Source organism: Phytoactinopolyspora endophytica (genome assembly GCF_004138495.1).
Taxonomy (GTDB): domain Bacteria; phylum Actinomycetota; class Actinomycetes; order Jiangellales; family Jiangellaceae; genus Phytoactinopolyspora; species Phytoactinopolyspora endophytica.
On record NZ_ML142856.1, the window covers coordinates 320632 to 326570 of the forward strand.

7 protein-coding genes are annotated in these 5939 nt (G+C 68.2%); 1 reads left to right on the forward strand and 6 read right to left on the reverse strand.

Going from position 1 to position 5939, the window contains the following annotated elements; all coding sequences use genetic code 11:
- A partial coding sequence (locus ELR45_RS17790) for a MerR family transcriptional regulator (protein WP_129667608.1) occupies window positions 1-703 on the forward strand: 703 nt, incomplete at its 5' end.
- A 27-nt stretch (window positions 704-730) separates the two neighbouring features.
- On the opposite strand, the gene ELR45_RS17795 is transcribed toward ELR45_RS17790, so the two are convergent.
- The 6 genes from ELR45_RS17795 to ELR45_RS17815 all read right to left on the reverse strand — a co-directional run.
- Window positions 731-1378 (reverse strand): CoA transferase subunit B, encoded by a 648-nt coding sequence (locus ELR45_RS17795; RefSeq protein WP_129667566.1) that lies wholly within the window; start codon window positions 1376-1378, stop codon window positions 731-733.
- On the reverse strand, window positions 1378-2139 hold the full coding sequence (locus ELR45_RS17800; protein WP_129667567.1) for a CoA transferase subunit A: 762 nt from the start codon (window positions 2137-2139) through the stop codon (window positions 1378-1380). Before ELR45_RS17800 ends, ELR45_RS17795 begins: the two co-directional genes overlap by 1 nt.
- A 10-nt stretch (window positions 2140-2149) precedes the next feature.
- Window positions 2150-3343, reverse strand: coding sequence for a fumarylacetoacetase (gene fahA, locus ELR45_RS17805; protein WP_129667568.1), 1194 nt, complete (start codon window positions 3341-3343; stop codon window positions 2150-2152).
- On the reverse strand, window positions 3340-3486 hold the full coding sequence (locus tag ELR45_RS35405; RefSeq protein ID WP_165367874.1) for a hypothetical protein: 147 nt from the start codon (window positions 3484-3486) through the stop codon (window positions 3340-3342). The genes fahA and ELR45_RS35405 overlap by 4 nt, the downstream gene beginning before the upstream one ends.
- The gene (locus ELR45_RS17810; RefSeq protein WP_129667569.1) at window positions 3483-4688 is read right to left on the reverse strand and encodes a homogentisate 1,2-dioxygenase; all 1206 of its coding nucleotides are present in this window, start codon (window positions 4686-4688) and stop codon (window positions 3483-3485) included. The genes ELR45_RS35405 and ELR45_RS17810 overlap by 4 nt, the downstream gene beginning before the upstream one ends.
- 17 nt (window positions 4689-4705) lie before the next feature.
- Window positions 4706-5939: FAD-dependent monooxygenase (locus tag ELR45_RS17815; RefSeq protein WP_205856796.1), on the reverse strand; the 1234-nt coding region annotated here is incomplete at its 5' end.

Consider the following 5939-nt stretch of genomic DNA (forward strand, 5'->3'; position numbering starts at 1 on the left):
GACCTCCGGCTACTCCGTGCAGCAAATCCGAGACCTCGAAGCACTGGGCGTCATCTCCGCAGCACCTCGAGCAGCAAACGGATACCGCCAGTTCTCCCGCCATCACGTGCGTGACCTGCGCGCGTACCGCGACCTCAGCATCGCCGTCGGCCCTGTCCGGGCCCGTCACGCGATGCGTGAGATCCGCACGCTGCCACGCGATCAGGCGGTTGCCCTGGTGAGCTCATTTCACGTCGCGCTCAACCGAGAGCGAGACCACGCGCTCGCCGCGCAAGAAGCGCTTCACATGATCCGAGCTGAGGCATCGGTCGATGCAGAGCCGACTGACGACGACTCGATGACGATCACCCAGCTCGCGGCTGCTCTCGGCGTTCGCGCCTCGACGCTTCGATTCTGGGAGAAGGCCGGACTCGTCCGGCCGGAACGAGTCACGACACGAGCAGGCGCCGCCCGCCGCTACCCACTTCCCGCGATCCGAGAAGCCCGGATCGTCGCCGCGCTCAGAGCGGCCGGTTACCGCATCCCCGACGTCCAGCAAACGATGACCAACATCCGCGGGCTACACGACCTAGACGACCCACTCAAGGCGCTCGAATCCCGCATCAATGCGATCAGTCAACGCACGCTCGCTCTACTGCGCGCCGGCGCAGACATCACCGCCATCCTCACGACTTCCGCGTTCCCCTTGAGTCGCGTGTCGTAGCGATCTGCGGTGGGCGCGGCAGGCAACTCACGCGTCGAGTGCCGGATCGACGACCAGAGGTGGCTCAGACATCGACTGAACCTCGTCAACGCTCACGTCGGGGGCACGTTCGCGCAGCACGAGCCCGTCGCGGGTCACGTCCATGACAGCAAGGTCGGTAATGATCCGGTCGACGACCCCACGTCCGGTGTAGGGCAGCGAGCACTCGTTGACGATCTTGTATGCGCCGTCGCGGGCGAGGTGTTCCATGAGGACGACGACGCGCCGGGCGCCGTGCACGAGGTCCATCGCGCCGCCCATTCCCTTGACCATCTTTCCAGGGATCACCCAGTTGGCCAGGTCGCCGGCAGCGGAGACCTGCATGGCACCGAGGATCGCGGCGTCGATGTGCCCTCCGCGGATCATGCCGAAACTCAGGGCGGAGTCGAAGAACGCAGCACCGGGCCGGACGGTGACCGTCTCCTTGCCCGCGTTGGTCAGGTCGGCGTCCTCGTCGCCGGCGCGCGGGAACGGGCCGACGCCGAGGATGCCGTTCTCGCTTTGAAGCACAACCTCTACCCCGTCGGGCAGGTGGTTGGGCACCAGGGTGGGCAGTCCGATGCCCAGGTTGACGTAGGCGCCATCGTTGAGCTCTTGTGCCGCGCGGGCCGCCATCTGATCGCGTGTGAGGGCCATCAGGCACCTGCCTCTGCTCGCACGGTGCGTTTCTCGATCGGCTTCTCGATGCCGGTCCCGACTTCGACCACGCGCTGGACGAAGACCCCGGGCAGATGGATGTGGTCCGGGTCGAGCTCGCCGGGTTGGCACATCTGCTCCACCTGGGCGATGGTGATGCGACCGGCCATGGCGCACAGCGGGTTGAAGTTGCGTGCTGACTTGGCGAAGACGAGATTGCCGTGCCGGTCGCCTCGTGCCGCGTGGACGAGTGCGAAGTCGGTGGTGATCGCTTCTTCCAGCACGTACGTGCGGCCGGCGAACTCACGGGTCTCCCTGCGTGGTGAGGTCCGCTCCACCTGGCCATGGCCGTCGTACTTCCACGGCAGCCCGCCGTCGGCGATCTGGGTACCGACCCCGGTGGCGGTGAAGAACGCGGGAATGCCGGTACCGCCGGCTCGCAGCCGCTCAGCAAGAGTGCCCTGTGGGGCGAACTCGACTTCGAGCTCCCCGGACAGGTACTGCCGGGCGAACTCCTTGTTCTCCCCGACGTATGAACTGGTCATCCGAGCGATCCGCCGGTCCGAGAGCAGGATGCCCAGGCCCCGGTCGTCGATGCCGCAATTGTTCGAGACGACCCTCAGGTCGTCGACGCCGAGTTCGTGCACGGCGCGGATGAGTTCCATCGGGTTTCCCGACAGTCCGAATCCGCCGACCGCGAGCGAGGCACCGTCGGTGATGTCGGCGACCGCTGCGGCCGCCGTCGGATACAGCTTGTTCATGCCCCGCATTTCACACCGCTGGGATTATCGTGCCGCTGACGTCGCCGAAGCCGATCCGTGCGCCGTCGGGGCCGGCAGCGGTGCCACGGATGGTGACGGTGTCGCCGTCCTCGAGGAAAGTGCGGGTGGAGCCATCGGGCAGCTTGACCGGCTCGGTGCCGTTCCAGGTGAGTTCGAGGAACGAGCCCCGCTGGTCGGGTTCGGGACCGGAGACGGTGCCGGAGGCGTAGAGGTCGCCGGTGCGCAGCGAGGCGCCGTTGACGGTCATGTGCGCCAACTGCTGAGCGGGCGTCCAATACATCTGGGCGAACGGTGGCCGGGCGACCAGCTGGCCGTTCCATTCGACCTCCAGGGCGATGTCGAGTCCCCAGGGCTCGTCCTCTCGCAGGTACGCCAGCGGAGCCGGGTCCTGCCGTGGGGGTGCCACCCGAGCATGTTCCAGCGCGTCCAGTGGCACTACCCAGGGCGAGATCGAGGTGGCAAACGACTTGCCGAGGAACGGTCCGAGCGGCACGTACTCCCAGGCCTGGATGTCCCGCGCGGACCAGTCGTTGACCAGCACAGCGCCGAACACGTGGTCACCGAACTCCGAGGCGGAGACCTGGGTGCCGAGGCCGGACGGTGCGCCGACGACGAACCCCACCTCGGCTTCGATGTCCAGCCGGGTCGACGGGCCGTAGCTCGGCGCCGGAGCCTCGGCTGGCTTGCGCTGGCCACTGGGACGCACGATCGGGGTGCCGGAGACGACCACTGTGCCGGCACGGCCGTGGTACCCGATCGGCAGGTGTTTCCAGTTCGGGGTGAGCGGGTCACCGCCTGGCCGGAATATCCGGCCGACGTTGGCGGCGTGGTGCTCGGAGGCGTAGAAGTCGACGTAGTCGGCGACGTCGATGGGCAGGTGCAGCCGGGCGTCGGCGCGCGGGGTCAGGTGGGGCTCGACCGCGGGACGGTGTTCCTCGCGGGTGAGCAGGTCGGTCAGGCGTCGCCGCACCTCGGCCCAGCGGGCGCGCCCTGAGGCCAGGAACGCGTTCAGCGACGGCCGGGCGAATACGTCGTCGTGCAGGACGGCGGCGAGGTCAAGCACGAAGTCGCCGATGGCGACGCCCACCCGTGCGGCCTGGTCACCGTGGGTGTACACGCCGTACGGCAGGTTCTGGATAGGAAACGGCGAATCTTCGGGGACCGGAACCCAGGTCGTGGTCATGCAGACGCCTCCATGCTGGTCAGCAGGCCAAGAGCCCGCAGGGCGGCGTCATCGGCGCGGAGCACCGCGGTCACCTTGTCGGCCCCCGCGCCGTCGCCGGCCCGACACGCGGCGAGCAGCGGAGTCACGTGTTCACGGCTCATTGCGCTGGGCCCCGTCCGGACCAGCTCCACGCGTAACCGGGATCCTCGCAGTCCAGGCCACCCTCGCCGAGTTCGAGCGGACGGAACGTGTCAACCATGACCGCGGTCTCGTCGAAGAATTCCGCGCCGATGCTGGCCTCCGCGGCGCCGGGCTGAGGTCCATGCGCATGCCCGCCGGGGTGCAGGGAGATGGATCCGATGCCGATGCCAGAGCCCTTGCGCGCCTCGTAGTCCCCGCCCACGTAGAACATGACCTCGTCCGAATCCACATTGGAGTGGTAGTACGGCACCGGGATGGACTGCGAGTGGTAGTCCACCTTGCGCGGCACGAAGTCGCAGATCACGAAGTTGTAGCCCTCGAAGACCTGGTGCACCGGCGGTGGCTGATGGACTCGGCCCGTGATCGGCTCGAAGTCGGCGATGTTGAACACGTAGGGATACAGGCAACCGTCCCAAGCGACCACGTCGAACGGGTGTGTCGGGTAGGTGAGTACGGTCCCGGCGATTCCGCCTGCACTCGGGCCGCGGTGCTTGACGTACACATCCACGTCGCCGCCGTCCACCAGCAGCGGCTCGGTGGGACCGCGCAGATCGCGTTCGCAGTAGGGCGAATGCTCGAGGAATTGCCCGCGGTGGGACAGGTACCGTTTGGGCGGGTCGATGTGCGAGTTGGCCTCGATCGCGTACGCGCGCAGCGGCTCATCGCCGCTGGGCACCCAACGGTGGGTCGTCGCGCGCGGGATCACCACGTGGTCGCCCTGGCCGACCTCCAGCGCACCGAAGACGGTCTCCAGCCGCGCGCTGCCGGACTGCACGTACACGCACTCGTCGCCGATTCCGTTGCGGTACAGCGGAGATTCGACACCGGCCGCGACATAGCAGATGCGCACATCGGCGTTGCCCAGTACCAGCCGGCGGCCGGTCACCGCGTCCGTGGCCTTCCACTCCTGTCCGTCGAACAGCTGGTGCAGCCGCAGGTGCCGGGGACGCAGCGGATGGTTCGCGGTGGTCGTCAGGTCGGGTAGTCGCCACGGCTGGGAATCGACGATCGCCGACGGAATCGCCTGGTGGTAAAGCAGCGAGGAGTCGGAGGAGAATCCCTCCTCCCCCATCAGCTCCTCGGCGTAGAGTCCGCCGTCCGGGCGGCGGAACTGGGTGTGCCGCTTGGGCGGCACCTGGCCAACGGTGCGGTAGTACGGCATCTCGTGTCCTCCGTGACTCAGTGTGATTCGCCGAGCGCGCGCCGGGTGGCGGCGACGACGGCGTATCGATCGGGATCGGTAAGCACCGCAGCGACGTGACCGTCAGGGCGGATCAGCCATGCCTCACCGGACCGGGCGCCCAGCGCTGCGGCGACCGCGCCCTCGGCGTCGATGTTCGCGAGAGGCATCACGCGGTGCGGCGCGGTGCTGATCTCCTTGACCGCCACCGCGATGGCCGCGGCGTCGACACCGTCGGTGGTGAGCACGAGCAGCCCGTCCCGGACCAGCTCGCGCAGGCGGCCGACGCCGGGTTGATCCGGCACCGACACCGGTGCATCCGGCACGATGACGCCGGGCACCGCAGCGGGCATCTCTCCCTTGGGTGGGCGTCCCAGGAATCGTCGGGCCGGGTCTGGGGTGGTGAGCGGGGAGTCGACGTACCAGAACGGCTCGGCGAAACGACCGGAGTCGACCTGTGTCCGGGTCTGCGGGTCGGAGAGCGCCCGCTCGAGCAGCTCCCGCCGCCGACGCCACGCACGCTCGCTGTGCGGCACGAGGAAACGCATGGTGGCGCTGGTGACGTCGAGGTTCTCGATCGCGGCGGCGTGCCGCTCGTGGTGGTAGCTGTCCAGTAGCGCCTCGCCGGCCCAACCGTGCAGTACGAACGCCAGCTTCCAGGCGGCGTTCTCCACGTCCGGCACACCGGAATTCAATCCGCGGGCGCCGAAGGGCGCCACCAAGTGCGCACAGTCGCCGGCCAGCAGTACCCGGCCGACCCGCATCTGGTCCACACTGCGCGTATGGAATCGGTAGACCGACTTCCAGACGATCTCATACGGGCGCTCACCGATGATCTTGCGGATCCGTTCGTCCAGCGCTCCGTTGCGTTCCTCGGCGTCGAGGTCGAAGTCGGCGGGAACCTGCCAGTCGATCCGATAGGTGGAGTCGGGGCAGGGATGGATGAGCACCTGCCGGTCCGGATTCCAGACCGGGTCGAAGTAGAACCGCCGCTCGGTCTCCCAGCCAGGCAGCTCGGCGCGGATATCGCAGATCAGGAACCGATCGTCGAACGAGTGCCCGTCGAAGCTCACCCCGAGCGCCCGCCGGACATCGTCGCCGCGGGCACCCGCCGCGGCGACCGCATACGACGCCTCTAGCACGGTTTCGCCACGCGCGGTCGCACAGCGCACCGACACGCAGGTGCCGTGCTGTTCGAGGTCCGTGACTTCGTGGCCCCAGCGCACGTCGATC